This window comes from Streptomyces sp. NPDC050549, assembly GCF_040655035.1.
GTDB lineage: Bacteria > Actinomycetota > Actinomycetes > Streptomycetales > Streptomycetaceae > Streptomyces.
The window spans coordinates 1-18394 of sequence record NZ_JBFAJD010000078.1 but is presented as its reverse complement, the minus strand read 5'-3'; the positions used below and the strand labels follow the sequence as shown (position 1 = coordinate 18394).

Genomic DNA, 18394 nt, shown 5'->3' with positions numbered 1-18394 from the left:
TCCCGGTCGCCCTCACAGCCCCTGAAGATCCAACGAGCCGTTCGTTTAAGCGTCACGACCACCGTCATGTCATGTCGGCCTCAGGAACAGGCACTCAGCAGTTGCGGATCGAGTACACCGGTGACCAGTTGACGGCGTAGACCGCGTTGTCGGCCGGGACGGTCTGCAGCAGACCGCCGCCGGAGCCGTAGAGACCGGCGACGGCACCTCCGGTCTGGCTGTTCTGGGCCTCGGCCCAGTCGATCCAGTTCGAGAGGGTGTAGCGGTTGCAGGAGTAGAAGAAGAAGATCTTGAACTTGCCGGCCGTCGGGTCCCAGACCGAGGCGCAGAAGTAGCCGCTCTGGCAGTACACGCCCCCGCCGGCACCGGCGTAGGCCGTGCGGACGGCCGGAGAAGTGGAGGGGGCCGCGGCCAGGAGCGCCGCAGGGTGCCCCGTCTTCGGCGCTGCGGGCATGGTCATGACGTGACCATAGGAGGTTCCGTGCGAGGCCGGGATGGCCTGCGCGGTTCCGGTGGTGAGGAGGGCCGCCCCCATTGCGAGGGCGGCGCACAGTCCGACGAGTGAGCGCTTGGTAGGCACGGTTCGGCAGTCTCCCGTCCGGCATGGCGGTGTTCGCGCATGCTCGTGTCGTGGTTGTCCCCGGTCCGATGACCGTGTCCGGGTCGTGCACGGCCATCAGGTGCGGCCGGACCACGGTGGCGTTCGGCGAGGGCGACGTCAACGACGCCCATGGGCCCTACCGATGCCGTCCTGTGGGCCGATCACGCCTCAACGGGCCTGCGACCTGGGGCAGTTGGCCGTCGGTGGGCGTGATGCGGCCCTGCCCGGGGACAGCGGCCTTTCGACGAGGTTCGAAAGGCTTCTGCCGGCTCGCGCGATCGGCGATGGTCGCCGTCAGGGCACGTTCCGTGCCGCTGTCCCAGATGTCCCGCTGCCGTCTCGACGGAGGTCTCATCCATGCGCGCGAAGCGCTCGCTGCTCGGCATCATCGGCGTGGTGGTCGGCATGCTGATGGCCGTCCTCGCCACCGGTCCGGCACAGGCGGCAACCGCCTCCGGCCTTCGTACCAGCAACCATGCACAGGCCGTGGCCGCCGTCTCCCCGACGATCTCTCCGTCCACCACCGTGAGCTACCGCACGGACGACCAGACGTTCACCTGTGGACCGGGGAACCTCTGCCTCGAGGTGTGGGATCCGACCGTGTCCAAGTGGAAGATCTTCTACCTCTACAACTGCAACCGTTACTACCTGTCCAACTGGTACGGCAACGGCTACTACCTCAACAAGCAGACCGGGTCGGTCACTTCCTACCTCTACGACGCCAACGGGAACGTGCTCCGCGCCTTCTCCCCGCCGCAGGTGGGTGACCAGGACTGGAACCCCGTCTGGTCCGTCCGCAACTGCTGACACACGTGTCGGGGCCGGCCCCTCCAACGGGGGCCGGCCCCGACACGTTCCTCTTCGGCCCCGTCCGAGCCAGGGAGTCGTTCATGTCACCCTTCTCTTCACACGGACCGCGAGGCGGATTCGCCCTCGTGACGGCCTGGTTGGTCCTGATGGCCGCCCTGTTCGCCACGGCGGCACCCGCCCGCGCCCGGACATCCTCACCCATCACCACGCGCACGGCCTCGGTGAACGTACCGCCAGGCGTCACCGCCGGCATCGCCGTGTACGACCGCCGGACCGGGACGTTCACCGAGCAGTCCAACGCCCACACACAGTTCCGTTCCGCCTCGGTGGTGAAGCTTCTGATCGCTCTGGAGCACCTGTGGGACCGTGGCCCCGGCTACGGCCTGCCGTCGGACGACCGGGCCCGCCTCGACAGCATGCTGCGCTCCAGCGACGACTCCGCGGCGGACTTCTACTGGACCGAGGACGGCGGCTCGGCGATCATCGACCGGATGATCCCCCGCCTGGGGCTGACGGACACCGCGGGCCCGCCGGCGGACTACCCCGGCTACTGGGGCTACACGGCCCTGTCGGCGGCCGACACCGTGCGGATCTACCGCTGGATCCTGGACAGCGCACCCGCCGCCCTGCGGGACATCGTCATGGGTGACCTGCGCGCCTCCACCCGGTGCGGCGTCGACGGTTTCGACCAGCGGTTCGGCATCCCGGCGTCGTTCCAGCAGCCGTGGGCGGTCAAGCAGGGCTGGTCCGGCTTCGGCGGCGAGAGCAGCGACTGCGCCGACACGACGGCCTCGGCCGCCGGCCGACGGGTCACGACCGCACCCGGCGCGGGGGTCGACCTCGCCCGGCCCGCACTGCACACCACGGGAACCGTGGGCGCGGGTGATCGTTCGATCGTCGCCGTCTTCACCCTGCACCCGCAGGGAACCCCCTTCGGTGCCGCGTACAGCGCCCTCGACACGCTGGTACGTTCACTGAACGTCCCCGGCGCCGTCCCGCGCTCCGGCTCGTGGTACGGCACATGGGGCTCCCACGTCCAGGTGCGCGCCGACACGACCACCAGCTCGCAGGCGCTCACCCGGCTGCCCGCCGGAGTCGACGCGCTGATCGGCTGCCAGAAGCAGGGCGAGGAGGTCACCGACGGGCAGTACACGAACGACTGGTGGGCCTATCTCCCCCTGTACGGCGGCTACATCACCAACATCTACATCGACTTTCCGGACAACGAACTGCCCGACGTCCCCGTCTGCTGAGGTCCTGGCCGGGCACGTCGTCGGCGGTTCGGCCGGAACCGCCCACGACGGCCCAGGGCCGGCCCGCGGACCCGCGGCCACCGACATCGCGGTGACGGATCGAGGTGGTCACGTCAGCACACGGGCAGCGGGTTCGTCTCGCTGGAGATGGACGTGTCCTTCATGTAGCCCCACTCGCCGTTGTCGGCTTCGGTGAACACCCACCGGTTCGGGTGCGGTCCGCCGACGTGGGGGCCGTCGTCGCGGCGGCAGCGGAACCAGCTCGGATTGGAGTACATGTACCCGACGACGACATCGGCGTGCGGGTATCCGTTGGTCTCCGAGGGCTCGTACACGGCGGCTCCCCGCACGTTGTTGCACCACCACTCGCCGCCGGAGTACCAGCAGCCGGAGGCCGCGGACGAGGACGGCGCCACCGCCACCGTGAGGGCGGCGGAGAACGCGGCGGTCGCCAGGGCCGTCAGGGCACGCTTGCTGAACTTCATCTCTCTCCCCGTGTGTCGTCGGCGGTCGTCTACCAGCAGGCCGGCAGCGTGTTGGTCTCGCTGCTGATGGCGGTGTCCTTCATCCAGCCCCACTGCCCGTTGTCGGCCTCGGTCCACTCCCAGCGGTAGGGGTGTGGACCGCCCACATATTCGTCGGGCAGACCGCCGTCGTAGCGGCAGTCGAACCAGCTGGGGTTGGAGTACATGTACCCGACGATGCGGCTGGAGTCGGGGTAGGAGCGGGCGAGGTCCTTGTAGCCGTAGACCGGCGCACCCACGCGGTTGTTGCACCACCAGTGGCTGCCGCTGTACCAGCAGCCGGATGCCGCCGAGGCGCTGGGCGCGGTGGCGCTACCGAGCCCCAACGCCAGTGCCGTGGCGCTGAACAGGGCAGCAAGGGTCTTCCGTGTACGCATGTGAAGTGGCTCCAGGGTGCGTTGCAGATGGGGACCATGGAAAAGCAGCCGGTGGCGCTGCACGGCCGTCACCGATCACCTGATGCAGTCGGGGAGCGGGTCCGTCTCGCTGGAGATCGCCGTGTCCTTCATGAAGCCGAGCCGCCCATTGTCCGCGACCGTCATCTCCCAGCGTGTGGAGTGCGGCCCGCCCACCCATGCCTGGTCGTCCTCCTTGCAGTAGAACCAGCTCGGGTTGGAGTACATGTAGCCGACGACGGTGTTCGGGTCCGGGTAGATGTGGTTGTCCCCGACCGTGCCGTACACCCGTGCGCCGGAGACGTTGTTGCACCACCACTTGGTGGAGCCGTCGTTCCAGCACGGGCTGGCGGCAGCCGCGGAGGGCGCGGTCGCCACCGCGACTCCCAGGGTGAGCGCCGTGGCCGCCAACAGGGCGCCCACCCTCCTGGCCTTCGTGCCCCTGCCCGACCGATCTTCCTTGTGCATGTGCTCCCCCTCGGTTTCACAGGCTGAGTCCGTTCGCCCGAGTCTGGAGTGGTCGCCGCACTCCGGTCACACATTTCGACTACGGTCGAAAGGCTCGCCCGGCATCTTCGAGACCTGCTGCGCCCGTGGTGAGCCCAACGCCGTACAGAACTTCGAGGCTTCGTGGATGTGGTTTGACTCTGCGACCTGGTCGTTGCCGACTCGCACCACGGCGGCCGGTTCAGACGTGGGCGCGTGCCTGTTCCTCCCGCTCCTCCGTCCCGCGCGCCGCCTCGAGAGCCTGTCCGTGGGCCTCGAGGGCCTCGGTGGGGTGTGGGTCCGCCGCACGAACGGGTGACACAGTGACCTGCATCAGACCCTCCGGGGGCTGATGCAGGTCACTGTGCTGGCCGGCCGCCTCCTACCAGGAACGCGGCTCCGACTCGAACCAACGCAACCTCAACCCCGTCCGCAGGACCCGCGGCGGTGGTTTTTACCTCATCGCGCCTCCCGTGCGTAGGGCGCGAGGGTGATCCGGTCGATCAGCGGTGCGTAGCGGGAGCGCAGTGGTACGTCGGGGAAGGTGTCCGAGGCGTAGGTGGTGCCGTCGAAGTTCGGCAGTTCCTCGGAGCGGAAAGTGATCGTGCTCTGTCCCTTCTTCAGGTGGACGGGGACGGTCAGCTCCCAGAAGTTGTTCTGGTGGAAGCTGTGCGGGAAGCTGACGCGCCGTATCTCGCCTCCGTTGACGCTGATGTCGGCGTGGCGGGCGAGCGGGTCGGGGTTGTAGTGCGTGGCCTCGGCCTGCTCGGGGTTGGAGTAGCGGATGCGCAGTGCGTACAGCCCGGTCCGGTCGGCGGTGACGGTGAATGTCGCGGTGTTGCCGTTGCCGGGCTCACCGCCGATGCCGGCGATTGCTGTGCCGTCGGTGGCCAGGGAGAGCGGGGTGAGCGTGGCCGAACCCGCGAGCTTCGCGTCCTGTGCCTCGTACGTGCGTGCCGGGAGCGCACCCTCGGTGGGGGTGACGGTGAGGCGGTCGACGAGAGTGGTGTACGAACCCCCGGTCACCGTCACCTTGTTGACGCCGCCCGAGAGGGAGACCGCGATGCTGTGCTTGCTCTTGCCCAGCCGCAGGACGTCGTGCCCGTTGACGGAGAGGCGGGCGTTCGCGGCGCCGAGGGTGTTGACGCCGAGGGTGGCTTCGCGGTCGGTGGGGGAGTAGACCCAGAACGTGGCGGTCTGGCCCTTCTTGAGCTGGACGGCGCCCGAACCGGTGGCCGGGGTGCCGGCCTGTTTCGGCAGGTTGTAGACGGGACGCGCGCCATCGGAAAGCCAGGCCAGCTCGCCCTCGTACACCTGCGTGTCGGTCGAAGCGGCCGGCAGGGACAAGGTGAGCCGGTCGACGATGGCGTCGCCCTTGGTGGCGCGCTTGCCGTCGAGGCTCTTCGCCGCGAGTGTCAGGGTGTGCTTGCCCTTGGTGAGCTTCACCTTGGTGTCGGTGTGGTCCCACACCACCCACTTGTAGCCCAGCGGCAGATACAGCTCCTGCTCACTGTCGGCCTTGCCGTCCACTCGCAGGAAGACGTTGGTCGGGCCCTGCTCCTTCACCTTGTCGAAGGTGTTGAGGGAGTTGGCGAAGACGCTCAGATCGTAGGTACCGTCCTGCGGCACATCCACGGTGGTGTCGAGGGTGACGTCCGATCCGGTGCGCAGGCCGCCCACGTCGTAGCCGCCGGAGGTGTAGAACTTCGACACGTCGCCGGGCGAGCCCTCCGGGCCGTTCTTGGAGTAGCCGGCCCCGGTGTGGGCGGCGTCCTCCGCCTCGTACGAACCCTGCCACTGCACGGGCGGCGACTGTGTCCCCTTCGCCTTTCCGGCAGGGCTGAGGACGATCTCGTACGCCGAGGACTCCTTCAGCTTCGGCAGTGCGCCGTCTCCGAAGTCGACGACGACCGTGCCGTCGTCAGCGACCTTCAGGTTCTGCTCGGTGAGCAGCTTCGGGCCCTGCGAGTCGCCCACCTGCCCGGTCCACTCGATCTCCCGCACCCATGCGTGCACGCGGTCCCCGAAAAGCCTCTTCGGGACGTTGTCGAAGGTGATGTGGCCCTTGCCGGTGGAGCCGCCGAAGATCAGCCGGGCCTGTTTCTTCGTCCGGTCGAGCGTACCGACGCCCTGCATGGTGTAGTTCTCGCCGGGGAACGGCGGGGTCACCTTCACGGTGTGCCCGCTCATCGAGGCGTACGAGTTCAGCAGCCACCACTGGCCGTTGCCGCGGTTGGACTGCACCGCGGAGTCGGAGAGGTTGCCGTCGATGTTCCAGTAGGCGATGTCGGCGTCCACCTTGGACTCCTCGATCGCGGACACCCATTGGATCATCTGGCCGGGGACCGAGGTGTGGTAGTTGAAGGCGTACTCGTTGATGTTGACCGGGAGCTGTGTGCCCTCACGAGAGGTGCCCTTGAACAGCTCCTTCTCCCACGCCCGGTAGGTGGCGACGCTCTCGCGCACCGCCTCCGGGTGGCTCAGCTCGTGCCAGGTGATGACGTCCGGGAGCGTGCCGGCGGCCAGCGCGTGCGTGAGGAAGCCCTTCACCTGGTCGTACAGGACGCTGGTGTTGGGACCGGCGATGCGGGCGTCGGGCAACTTGCCCTTGATGAGCTTGTACGCGTCGTCCCAGGCGGCGAAGTAGGCGTCCGGGTCGGTGAGCCAACTGACCTTGTCGTAGCTCCACTCGCCGGTGCCGAACATGTTGCCCTCGGGCTCGTTGAACGGCACGAAGACGATGTTGTCCTGGTACTCGTGCGGCAACTGCAGGACCTGGTCGACCTGCTTGGCGATCTTCTCCATGTAGAGCTTCAGCTTCTCCGCGGGGGTGTCGCCCGGCCACTGGTAGGGGAAGCCGCGGTGGATGTCCGTCATGTAGATGTAGACGTCACCGTCGGTGGAGTCGGCCAGCGGTCCGACCACGTCCAGCGCGTCGGCACCGGGGTGTTGCGGGCCGTCTTGAGCCTTAGTGGAGACCGTGCGCAGGCCCATGCCCTCGATGAGGTTGTTGGTGGGTACGTCCGGCCCGTACACCCCGTAGAGGGTGCCGGAGGCGCCACCGTGGAACGCGCCGGTGTCCGAGCCCAGGTCGACGGTGAGCTGTCCCTCTCGAACCACGGTGACGGTCGCCTTCACCACGCGGCCGGACGCGGTTCCGGCCACCGTGAAGGTGCCGGGCCGGGCGTATTCGTCGGACGGTACGGCGTCCCAGGTGATGGGTGTGTCGCGGTCGTAACCGTCGGAGAAGGAGGCCCGGACGGCGGCCGGGAGGGACGGGGCGGTTCCCGTCGTCGTACGGACCTCGAAGGACGTCTGCGAGATCTCCTGGAGGGTGGGAAGGCTACCGACCGTGCCGGCCACCTGGTCGGCGCTGAGCGCCGTGTGCCACACGGTGAAGTCGTCGATCGCGCCCTTGAGCAACGGGTCGGGGTAGAAGGACTTGCCTATGTAGCCGGCGGACGTCGCCGAACCGTCCAGCAACTCCTTCGCCCTGACGCCGGTCTCGGCGGAGGAGACCGCCACGCCGTCGAGGTAGGTGGTGACCCGGCCGGCCGCGCTGTCGAGGGTGACGGTGACGGTCCGCCACTGGTCCGCAGGAAGCTTCGCGTACCCGCGGACCTGTGCCTCCGCGCCGCCTCCGCCGGTGGTCACGGAGGTCTGCAGCACCCCGCCGTTGTTGGACGGGGTGGTGAAGAGGTACTTCGTGTTGTCGGTCCCCAGATCGAAGATCCGCTGCCAGGGCGATGTGTCACTGCTCCACTTCACGCGGGCCGAGACCGTCAAGTCGGTTGCGTCGCCTAGCACTTCGCGAGGAAGGCGGACATACGCGCCGTTCGAGGCGGGCGCCCCGCCGGGCAGGGCGAGTGCCTTGCCTCCGTCGGTGCCCGCGACGGACTGGGCGGTGTCGCCGTTCACCAGGCTCGCCGTCAGGCCGTTTCCGGAACTGTCGGTGATCTTCCCCGAGGTGAGGTCGTCCTGGTCGAAGGTGTAGCGGGCGGCGGGCTGGGGTGCCTCGGCCGCCTGCGCGGGGACTGGCGGTGCGGCCAGCAGGCCCACGCCGACCGCCAGGGCTGCGGCGGCCGAGGCTCGGCGGCGGGATCTGTGAGCGGATGGCATGGATTACGTCCTCATCCTTGAGGGGCCACGGTGCCGGTTGACCCACGCCTCTTTTCCAGCCCCGGTCCGGCCGACGGCCGACAGGGTGAGGACCGCCGGCCAGGAAGGCAGCGGTGGCGTGCGGATGGTGGGGTGGAGGGAGTCGAACCGGTTCGGCGAAGCTAGCACCGAGGAAAGCGGCCAGCAATCCCCCCGACACACGGAGCCTGCGCCATGTACGGCGGGTTACAGGGTCCTTTCGGAAACCGCAGTCCGAGGTGTTGACAGGTGCCGGGCTTGTTCCTACCTTCACTTCACGCGAACCGGTTCGATGACCGGCTGTCGCTCTACGCAATGTCGAACCGGTTCGATCCATCCAGGGAGTGCCCGTGAACATCGGTGAGATCGCCAGGCGGGCCGGTGTCTCGCGGAGCACCGTGTCCGTCGCGCTGAGCGGCAAGCGCCCGGTGTCGGAGGAGACCCGCCGGAAGATCCAGCGCGTCATCGACGAGCTGGGCTACCGGCCCAACGCCAGTGCGCGCGCCCTGGCCAACGGACGGACCAACACGATCGGCCTGGTCTTCCCGCCGGCCGGCAACCACTACACCGGTATGCAACTCGACTTCATCGGCAGCGTGGTGGAGGCCGCCGCGGCCCACGACTACGACGTCCTGCTGTCACCCAGCGGCGTGGACAGCGACCGCTCGTTCCAGCGGATGCTGGGGGAGCGGCGGGTCGACGGCGCGATCCTGATGGAGATCAGGCTGGAGGACGACCGGGTCGATCACCTGGCCGCCCTCGGCTTCCCCTCCGTCGCCATCGGCCGCACCGCACATCCCGAAGGCACCTGGTGGGTCGGTCTGGACCACACCGCACTGGCGGCGGCGTGCGTGCACCACCTCGCGGACCTCGGCCACCGCAGGGTCGCCTTCGTCAACCGTCCCGAGCAGTTGCTGCGGGCCGGATACGAGTCGGCCCATCGCGGCCTCGACGGCTTCACGAAGGCCGCGGCCGAGCGGGGACTGACCGTGCGGACGTACTGCTGCGGGGACGACGCCGCGTCCGGCCAGGCGTGCCTGGAACAGATCCTGCACGACGACCCGGCCACCACAGCCCTGGTCACCCTCAACGAGGCCGCGCTCGGCGGCCTGTACCGCGGACTGGCCCAGGCCGGCCGTCATGTACCGCGCGACTTCTCCGTCACCGGAGTCGTGGCCGGCCGGTGGGCGGAGACGGTGACCCCGCAGCTCACCGCGGCGGACGTACCGGCCGAGGAGATGGGCCGACACGCCGTCGACCTCCTCGTCGAGCGGATCAGCCGGTCCGACGCGACGCCCCGGCACCACCTGCTCGCACCGCCGATCTCGCTCCGTGCCAGCACGGGGCCCGGCATCGGCACGCCGTCCCCCGAGGCGCGCTGACCTCGACCCCCGACACCACTCTCTGATCACGGTTCACAGGCGTACCCCCCTCACCGTGGCTGTTCGGCATGCCCGCTTTCCCCCCTCGTCACCCTCCCTCGGCACACCCGTGCCAAAAACGAAGGAACGCGCAATGCACAGCTCCCTCAGACGACTTCGCCTCACCGCCGCGACCGTGACGGTCCTCGCCGTCGCCGGCACCGCCACCGCCTGTTCCTCCGGTTCGGGCAGCACCGGCACCAAGGCCGCGGACAGCGGCACCTACACGATCTGGGACCCCTACCCGCAGTTCGACAAGACCTCCGCGTGGGCGAAGCTGCTCGACGCGTGCGGCACGAAGGCCGGGGTGAAGATCAAGCGGACTGCGTTCGACACCAGCGACCTGGCGAACAAGGCGCTGCTGGCGGCCCAGCAGGACAACTCCGCCGACGTCCTCATTGTCGACAACCCGGTGGTGTCGACCCTGGCCGAGGCCGGTGTCCTCACCACGACCGACGACAACAAGCTGGACACCTCGAAGGTGAACCCCAACCTCCTCGCCGCCGGACAGGCGGGTGGCAAGACGTACGGCATGCCGATCGGCGCCAACACCCTCGCCCTCTACTACAACAAGGCAGTGCTGAAGCAGGCAGGCGTCGACATCACCTCTGTCAAGGACTGGAAGTCGCTGACCGCCGCGCTCGCGAAGGTCAAGAAGGCGGGCAAGAAGGGCATCACGTTCTCCGCGATCGGCACGGAGGAGGGCACCTTCCAGTTCCTGCCCTGGTTCTGGGGATCGGGTGCCGAGCTGACCGCGCTCGACTCCGACAAGGCGGTCTCCGCGCTGACGCTGTGGCAGGGCTGGCTGAAGAACGGCTACGCCCCGAACTCGGTCCTCAACAACACCCAGACAACCAGCTGGCAGGAGTTCGCGACCGGCGACTACGCGTTCAGCGAGAACGGCACCTGGCAGCTCGCCAACGCCAAGAAGGCCGGCTTCGAGTACGGAGTCGTCCCCGTTCCGGCCACCGACGGTGGCAACGCGGCGGCCCCGACCGGCGGCGAGTTCGTCACCGTCCCGGTCCAGGGCAAGACCGACCGCTATGCCACCTCCCAGAAGATCGTGACCTGCCTGACCAGCACCGACAACCTCCTCAACACCGACACCACGCTGTCGTACGTGGCACCCACCACCGAGGTCCAGGACAAACAGGTCGCGGCGAACGCCGAGTTGAAGCCCTGGGTCGACGCGGTCAAGGCGGCCAAGGGACGCACCAGCGACGATCTGGGCACCAAGTACCCCAAGATCTCGGAGCAGTTGTGGAAGGCGGTCCAGTCCGCGCTCAGCGGTTCGAAGTCGCCGAAGGACGCACTGTCCGCCGCCCAGTCGGCCGTCAAGTAACCAGAGACCAGGGCCAGTTGATGAGTCACATGACCCAAGTGCCACAACGGCGGCCCGTGCGCCACCACAGCGGTGCGGCCCCCACCGCACCGCCCCGGGCACGGCGTCGCCCCACCTCCCAGCAGTGGGCAGCCTGGGGCTTCCTCACCCCGGTGACCCTCTACCTCGTCCTCTTCTACGCCTATCCCCTCTACCGCAACATCGACCTGAGCCTGCGCAACTACACGGTCCGGTCCTTCGTCCAGGGCGACGCACCCTTCACGGGCCTGGCCAACTACCGCACGGTCCTCGACGATCCGACCTTCGCCCCGGCGCTGTTGCACACCGTGGTCTTCACCACCGTGTGTCTGGTCTTCCAGTACGCCATCGGCCTGGCCCTCGCGGTCTTCTTCAACCAGCGTTTCCGGCTCTCCGCGACCCTGCGGGCCCTCTTCCTGGTGCCGTGGCTGTTGCCGCTGATCGTGTCGGCGTCCACCTGGTCGTGGATGCTCAACAGCGACTCCGGTGTCGTCAACGCCGTCCTGCATGCCGTCGGTATCGGACCGGTCAACTGGCTGACCGCACCGGGCTGGTCGCTGGCGTCGGTGATCATCGCGAACATCTGGATCGGCGTCCCGTTCAACCTGGTGGTCCTGCACAGCGGCCTCCAGTCCATTCCCGCGAGCCTCTACGAGGCCGCCGCCCTCGACGGGGCGAACGCCTGGCAGCGGTTCTGGCGGATCACCTTCCCGCTGCTCCGCCCGGTGTCCGCGATCACCCTCCTCCTCGGCCTCGTCTACACGCTCAAGGTCTTCGACATCATCTGGATCATGACCAAGGGCGGCCCGGCCGACTCCTCCACCACCTTCGCCACCTGGTCCTACCAACTCGGCTTCGGCAACCTGCTGCCGGCCTTCGGCCCCGGAGCGGCCGTAGGAAACCTCCTGGTGGTCGCCGCCCTGGTGTTCGGCCTGGTCTACGTCCGGGTCCAGCGGAAGCAGGCACTGTCATGAGCGGCACTGTCATCAACCGACGCACCAACCGCACGTGGTGGCAGACGGCCATCGGCGTCCTGTTCACCGCAGTGATGCTCTTCCCGGTCTACTGGATGCTCAACGTGTCCTTCACCCGCGACCAGGACATGCGCAAGAGCCCGCCGGACCTGATCCCCCTGCACGGCACCCTGGCGGGCTACCGCGCCGTCCTGGACCAGCAGTTGCCCTACCTCGGCACCAGCCTCGTCATCGGTCTGGGCACGGTCGTGCTGACGGTGGCCCTGGCCGCACCGGCCGGCTACGCCCTGGCCAAACTCCGGCCCCGTGGCGGCGGCGTGCTCAGTTTCCTCTTCCTGGTCGCCCAGATGATCCCCGGCATCATCATGGCGATGGGCTTCTACGCCATCTACCTCAGTCTCGGCCTGCTTCAGTCGGTCCCCGGCCTGATCGTCGCCGACTCCACGCTGGCCGTGCCGTTCGCCGTGCTGATCTTCACCGCGTTCATGTCCGGCATCCCCGGCGAACTGCTCCAGGCCGCGAAGACGGACGGCGCCGGGCCCGTACGCACCTTCTGGTCGATCGTGCTGCCCATGAGCCGCAACTCCATCGTCACGGTGTCGCTGTTCGCGTTCCTGTGGTCCTGGTCCGACTTCGTCTTCGCCAGCACCCTCGCCAACGGCGGCACACACGAGCCGATCACCCTCGGTATCTACCACTACATCGGCAACAACAACCAACAGTGGAACGCCATCATGGCCACCGCCGTCGTGGCCTCGCTGCCCGCCACGGTGATCCTGGTCCTCGCCCAGCGCTACGTCGCCGCCGGCGTCACCGCGGGCGCCGTCAAGGACTGACGTCTTCCTGATTCCTGCTCGCCCGTGTGCCGATCACCCCCTGCTCCAGAAACGAGTCACGCTGCATGACCGCCGCCCCGTCCGGCCCGGCCTTCTCCGTCCACGACATCCCGTTCAGCACCCGCGGGTCATGGTTCGGTATCTCGCCCGTGGTGGCGGAGAAGACGATCGCCGACGACCTCCACCTCGTCTCGCACCAGAACGGCATGCACGCCGTGCTGCGTCTCGTCCCGCTCGACACGACCGCCGGCGACCGCGCCGACACCGCGCCGCACGCGACCCCGAGCCAGCTCAGCTGGGTCGGTGCTGCCGGCCGCATCGACCTCGCCTACGAATCGCCGGACACCGTACGCCTGCGCGGTGCCGGGCTGGGCCTCCACGTCGGCGCGGCGGCAGCCACGCTGACCCCGTTCAGCGGCACCTACTTCTATCCCGAACCCGGTACCGGGGCCTATGTGTTCACCTCGTACGAGACCGGGCGGCGCTACCGCGTCACCGTGCTGTCCGGGACCGTGACCGAGGCGTCCGGCACACAGAGCCTGGGCAGCGCCGCGCGAGGTGTCACGATCGGCGCCGGGACAGGCGCGGCCTGGGAGATCGCGGTCGAGGAGTACGAGACCGCCCGCCGCCCGTACACGTCCTCGGCATCCTTCGACCAGGTCGTGGACGCCGCGCATGATGCTTTCGCCTCCTTCGCCGACACCGTCGCACCCTGGCGTTCGTCCAGGACCCCCGCCGCGGAACTCGCCGCCTACGTGCTGTGGTCGGCGACCGTCCGGCCACGCGGCTTCGTCACCCGGCCCGCCGTGCTGATGTCGAAGCACTGGATGGACAAGGTGTGGAGCTGGGACCACTGCTTCAACGCCCTTGCCCTGGCGCCCGGTTCGCCCGGACTCGCCCTGGACCAGTTCGCGCTGCCCTTCGACCACCAGGACGAGACCGGCGCGCTGCCCGACTCGGTGACCCACTCGGAGATCCTCTACAACTTCGTCAAACCCCCCATCCACGGCTGGGCCCTGTACCACCTGCGCAGACGGCTGCACGAGCCGCTCGGCGAGGCCGAGTTGGCCGAGGTCTACGACCGACTGGCCCGCTGGACGGAGTTCTGGCTCACCGCGCGGCGCGCACCCGGGGCCGCCCTCCCGCACTACCAGCACGGCAACGACAGTGGCTGGGACAACGCCACCACCTTCGACCCCGAACGCGTGATCGTCAGCGCCGACCTGGCCGCCTTCCTCATCCTCCAACTGCGCGAACTCGCCGTGCTGGCGGACGAGTTGGGGCTTCCGGACGACACGCGTAGGTGGACCCGGACGGCCGACGCGACGCAGGCGGCGCTGTTCGACGAGTTGTGGACCGGCCACCGGTTCGTCGCCCGTTCGGCACACAGCGGGGCCACCTGGACCAGTTCCAGCCTGCTCGACCTGATGCCCGTCGTGCTCGGCGAGCACCTGCCCGAGCACATCGGCGACGCGCTGGCCGAACGCATCGAGGCCCACCTCACCGCGCACGGCCTCGCCACCGAACTGCCCACCTCACCGCACTACTTGGACGACGGCTACTGGCGCGGACCGATCTGGGCCCCGTCCACCGTCCTGATCGAGGACGGCCTGCGCCGTGCCGGCCACGACCGTCTCGCGGACGAGATCAGCACCCGCTTCCGCGGCCTGTGCGAGACCTCGGGTTTCGCGGAGAACTTCGACGCCCTCACCGGCGCGGGCCTGCGCGACCGCGCCTACACCTGGACCGCCAGCAGTTACCTGCTCCTCGCCGAGGCCCACGAGCTGAGGCGCGCCGAGGCCACCGAGGCCGTCGGCTGACAGACCCCCTGGGCGAGCCGCGCCCAGGAAGTACCCCTTTCGGGAGACCCGCACATGCGCATACCTCGATTCCGTTCCCCAGCCGGACGCACCGGCAGACCACCTGTCGCGAGAGGCCGCAGGACCGCCGTAGTCGCGGCGGTCCTAGCCTCCTTCGCCGCCCTCGCCCTCCCCGCGACCACGGCCCGTGCCGCCGACACCTCCGTGACCGTCGACTTCTCCACCGCCGGCGGCGCCCCCACCTACCACGCCTCCGGCATGATCTACGGGATGACCCCGGACGGCTCGCTGCCGCAGGACCACTTCTTCACCGACATCAAGTGGCACTTCATGCGAGCCGGCGGTGCCCAGCTCAACAGCGGCGGCTACGCCACCAGCCTCGCCGACTACCAGACCCGCTGGGCCTCGACTCTCGCCCAGTACAAGCGGACCGCCGCCCTCGGCGGCACCTTCGTCCTGCTCCCGCACGACCTGTGGGGCGCCGACGGCACCACCAGCCAGGGCTGGCCCGGTGACAACGGCGACTGGACGCAGTTCGACGCCTTCGTCACCCAGCTCATCGGTGACGTCAAGGCCAACAACATGACGGTCCAGTGGGACCTGTGGAACGAGCCCGACGGCAGCGGCTTCTGGGGCGCGTCGCAGACGCAGTACCTGCAGATGTGGTCGCGCTTCTACGCCAAGGTGCGCGCCGCCTTCCCTGCCCAGCTCATCGTCGGACCCAGCACCGCGGGCCAGCCCAACTCCTCCAACAGCTGGTGGACGACGTACCTGACCTACGTCAAGGCGAACAACGTCGCCCCCGACATCTACAGCTGGCACGACGAACCCGGTGACCCGGTCACCGACGTCGGCCGCGCCAACTCCACACTCTCCGCAGCCGGGTTGACCAACACCCGCGCGTACCAGATCAACGAGTACGCCACCCTGTCCATGCAGTCCCCGGGCGGCGGCGCCTGGTTCATCGGCCGCCTGGAACGCGCCGGCGCCGACGGACTGCGCGGCAACTGGGCCTCCGGCACCGCCTTGCACGACGACGAGGCCAACCTGCTCACCAAGAACAGCGCGGGCCAGTACCTGCCGCTCGGCGAGTGGTTCATGTACCGCTACTACGGCTCCCAGAGCGGCAACATCGTCAACCTCATACCCGGCACCGGTACCGACGGCCTGGCCACCAAGGACAACTCCGCGAAGAACGCCAAGGTGCTGCTCGGCAGCAGCGGCAACACGGGCACTGTCACCGTCAACCTGACCGGGCTCAACACCACGTCCGTCGTGACGAACAGCCAGGTCCGCGCAATCGTCCAGCGCATCCCGTACAACAGCGGAGCTGCGGTGACCGGCCCTGAGACGATCTCCGACACGACCCTCACGGTCAGCGGCAACGCCGCCTCGGTGAGCCTGCCGTGGGCGAACGCCAAGGACGGTTACACCGTCACCCTGCTGCCCCCGTCCAACACCACTGTCTCGACGGTCGCCGTCAGCCAGAACAGCGGCCAGTGCCTGGACGACACGGGTGTCAGTACCGCCAACGGCACCCAGTACCAGCAGTACTACTGCGAGGGCGGCTACCAGCAGATGCTCGACCTCAAGCCGGTCAGTGGTACGGCCAACACGTACACCGTGGTCAATGAGTTGAGCGGCAAGTGCCTTGACGTCTCGGGCGCCTCCACCGCCGACGGCGCCGCCGTCATCCAGTACACCTGCAGCGGTGCCGCCAACCAGCAGTTCACCCTCAACCCCGTCACCGCACTCGGCAACAGCCACGACTACCAACTCGTCGCCGTCCACAGCGGCAAGTGCGTCGACGTCACCGGCGTCTCGACCACCGCCGGTGCGCTGATCCACCAGTGGACCTGCGACGCAGCGAGCGTACTGAGCGCGAAGAAGAACCAGATCTGGCGGCTGCTCGGCAAGAGCTGACCGCCGTCGCCCGTGTCGATGTGGAGGGAGTCCCCACACCCCTCCACATTGCGTTGGCCCCGGGCTGTCGCGAAAGAAGCAGCGGTCCCTGTGGGCTCTTTGTCCTGCGATCAGCCGTCGGCGATTCCGGCTCCGGGTTTGTACGCTCACCGGTGTAATTGATGATCATGGAAGAGACATCAAGTGACTGACACCGTGACCGAGTTCGTGGCTGCCGATAACCAGGCGTCTCCGTTGCCGGAGGCCGCGACGGTCGAGCAGAAACTGATCGACCAGCTCGTCGAGCAGGCCCGCAGCAAGGGGCTGCAGCTGACCGGCGAGGGCGGGCTGCTGCAGCAGCTGACCAAGGCGGTTCTGGAGTCCGCCCTGGAGGGCGAGATCACCGACCATCTGGGCTATGACAAGCACGATCCGGCGGGCAAGGACGGTGGCAACTCCCGTAACGGCACCCGGTCCAAGACGGTGCTGACGGACATCGGGCCGGTCGAGATCGACGTGCCCCGCGACCGGGAGGGCTCCTTCGAGCCGGCCGTCGTCAAGAAGCGGCAGCGCAGGCTGACCGGCGTGGACGAGATGGTGCTTTCGCTGTTCGCGAAGGGCCTCACGCACGGGGAGATCTCCGCGCACCTGGCCGAGGTCTACGGCGCGGACGTGTCCAAGACGACCATCAGCACGATCACCGACAAGGTGATGGACGGCATGGCGGAATGGCAGAACCGGCCGCTCGACCGCGTCTACCCGGTCGTCTTCATTGACGCTGTCAACGTCAAGATTCGCGATGGCCAAGTAGCGAACAGGCCGGTCTACGTGGCCCTGGCGGTCACCGCCGAGGGACACCGCGACATCCTCGGCCTGTGGGCCGGCGACGGCGGCGAAGGCGCGAAACACTGGCTGCGGGTGCTCTCCGAGCTCAAGAACAGGGGCGTCGAAGACGTCCTCATGCTGGTCTGCGACGGGCTGAAGGGACTGCCCGACGCGGTCGGCGAAGTCTGGCCGCGAACTGTGGTGCAAACATGTGTGGTTCACCTGCTGCGGGCGTCATTCCGTTACGCGGCCCGACAGGACTGGGACAAGATCGCGAAGGCGCTCAAGCCCGTCTACACCGCGCCGACCGAGGACGCGGCCACGACGCGGTTCCTGGAATTCGCCGAGACCTGGGGCAAGAAGTACCCGGCGATCGTCCGACTCTGGGAGTCCAGCTGGCCCGAGTTCACGCCTTTCCTTCAGTTCGATGCTGAGATACGCCGCATTGTGTGCACAACGAACAGCATCGAGAGCGTCAACGCGCGCATCCGCAAGGCCGTCCGGTCCCGCGGGCACTTCCCCACGGAGCAGGCTGCCCTCAAGTGCGTCTACACGGCGGTCATGAGCCTCGACCCGACCGGCGCCGGCCGCAAACGCTGGACCATGCGCTGGAAGGGCGCCATGAACGCCTTCGACCTGGCCTTCGACGGCCGTCTCACCGCAGGCCAACTCTAGCCACACCAACCCCAGTTACACCGCTCGCTTTACAGACCCCCGCCACGGTGGCGGCTCTGGGCCTGTTGGCACCGAGTTCCGCCGAAGCCGCCGCGAGTGACTGCCCTTCCGGCAGCCTGTGCGTATGAGACCAAATCAACTACACGGGAAACCGCTGCAGTTGGAGCAACGCCGACAGCGACTGGACCAGCGGGACCGTGACGTGTTCATCGGCCGACGACCGCAACGTCAAGTCGGTCTACAACCACGGGACTTCTTCCTAGTGCGAGGGGGTCGGCCTCTAGATGATTGATTCCAAGGTCAGTGGTCGTAGCCGGTCAGTGAGCGGATGACTGGTTGGCCGGTGTGGTGGTTGTGCCAGATCGCCGTGGTCAG

Annotated in this window: 15 protein-coding genes; 10 read left to right on the top strand and 5 right to left on the bottom strand. The window is 68.2% G+C overall.

The features are described 5' to 3' along the window. Nucleotides 1-94: 94 nt before the first annotated feature. The gene (locus AB0I51_RS47220) at nt 95-580 is read right to left on the bottom strand and encodes a hypothetical protein (RefSeq protein WP_362985523.1); all 486 of its coding nucleotides are present in this window, start codon (nt 578-580) and stop codon (nt 95-97) included. Nucleotides 581-958: 378 nt separating this feature from the next. Here AB0I51_RS47220 and AB0I51_RS47215 point away from each other — a divergent pair, with 378 nt between their 5' ends. Next, the gene (locus AB0I51_RS47215) at nt 959-1408 is read left to right on the top strand and encodes a hypothetical protein (protein WP_362985521.1); all 450 of its coding nucleotides are present in this window, start codon (nt 959-961) and stop codon (nt 1406-1408) included. Nucleotides 1409-1491: 83 nt separating this feature from the next. Continuing rightward, a complete protein-coding gene (locus AB0I51_RS47210) occupies nt 1492-2664 on the top strand; it encodes a hypothetical protein (protein WP_362985520.1) in 1173 nt (390 codons plus the stop codon). Between the two features lie 113 nt (nt 2665-2777). On the opposite strand, the gene AB0I51_RS47205 is transcribed toward AB0I51_RS47210, so the two are convergent. The 4 genes from AB0I51_RS47205 to AB0I51_RS47190 all read right to left on the bottom strand — a co-directional run bounded on the left by AB0I51_RS47205 (nt 2778) and on the right by AB0I51_RS47190 (nt 8188). Further along, nucleotides 2778-3149: a hypothetical protein gene (locus AB0I51_RS47205; RefSeq protein WP_362985518.1), complete on the bottom strand. Its 372-nt coding sequence runs from the start codon at nt 3147-3149 to the stop codon at nt 2778-2780. Nucleotides 3150-3178: 29 nt separating this feature from the next. Continuing rightward, nucleotides 3179-3565, bottom strand: a complete 387-nt coding sequence (locus AB0I51_RS47200; RefSeq protein WP_362985516.1) for a hypothetical protein — start codon at nt 3563-3565, stop codon at nt 3179-3181. A gap of 75 nt (nt 3566-3640) precedes the next feature. Beyond that, entirely contained in the window at nt 3641-4051 is a 411-nt protein-coding gene (locus AB0I51_RS47195) for a hypothetical protein (RefSeq protein ID WP_362985514.1), read from the bottom strand. A gap of 477 nt (nt 4052-4528) precedes the next feature. Continuing rightward, on the bottom strand, nt 4529-8188 hold the full coding sequence (locus AB0I51_RS47190) for a LamG-like jellyroll fold domain-containing protein (protein WP_362985512.1): 3660 nt from the start codon (nt 8186-8188) through the stop codon (nt 4529-4531). Between the two features lie 368 nt (nt 8189-8556). Between AB0I51_RS47190 and AB0I51_RS47185 the strand changes: the two genes are divergently transcribed. From AB0I51_RS47185 to AB0I51_RS47150, 8 genes are all read left to right on the top strand, one after another. Continuing rightward, entirely contained in the window at nt 8557-9588 is a 1032-nt protein-coding gene (locus AB0I51_RS47185) for a LacI family DNA-binding transcriptional regulator (protein ID WP_362985510.1), read from the top strand. Between the two features lie 133 nt (nt 9589-9721). After that, nucleotides 9722-10969 carry an extracellular solute-binding protein gene (locus tag AB0I51_RS47180; RefSeq protein WP_362985508.1) on the top strand — a complete coding sequence of 416 codons (1248 nt, stop codon included), beginning with the start codon at nt 9722-9724 and terminating at the stop codon, nt 10967-10969. A 20-nt stretch (nt 10970-10989) separates the two neighbouring features. Then, complete coding sequence (locus AB0I51_RS47175) at nt 10990-11961, top strand: sugar ABC transporter permease (protein WP_362985506.1); 972 nt, start codon at nt 10990-10992, stop codon at nt 11959-11961. Then, on the top strand, nt 11958-12797 hold the full coding sequence (locus AB0I51_RS47170; protein WP_362985504.1) for a carbohydrate ABC transporter permease: 840 nt from the start codon (nt 11958-11960) through the stop codon (nt 12795-12797). The genes AB0I51_RS47175 and AB0I51_RS47170 overlap by 4 nt, the downstream gene beginning before the upstream one ends. Before the next feature lie 65 nt (nt 12798-12862). Then, on the top strand, nt 12863-14617 hold the full coding sequence (locus AB0I51_RS47165; RefSeq protein WP_362985502.1) for a trehalase family glycosidase: 1755 nt from the start codon (nt 12863-12865) through the stop codon (nt 14615-14617). Between the two features lie 54 nt (nt 14618-14671). Continuing rightward, nucleotides 14672-16540 carry an RICIN domain-containing protein gene (locus AB0I51_RS47160; protein ID WP_362985500.1) on the top strand — a complete coding sequence of 623 codons (1869 nt, stop codon included), beginning with the start codon at nt 14672-14674 and terminating at the stop codon, nt 16538-16540. A 234-nt stretch (nt 16541-16774) separates the two neighbouring features. Further along, a complete protein-coding gene (locus AB0I51_RS47155) occupies nt 16775-18019 on the top strand; it encodes an IS256 family transposase (protein WP_362985527.1) in 1245 nt (414 codons plus the stop codon). A gap of 134 nt (nt 18020-18153) precedes the next feature. Next, nucleotides 18154-18282 (top strand): hypothetical protein, encoded by a 129-nt coding sequence (locus tag AB0I51_RS47150; RefSeq protein WP_362985525.1) that lies wholly within the window; start codon nt 18154-18156, stop codon nt 18280-18282. The last annotated feature ends 112 nt before the right edge of the window (nt 18283-18394 follow it).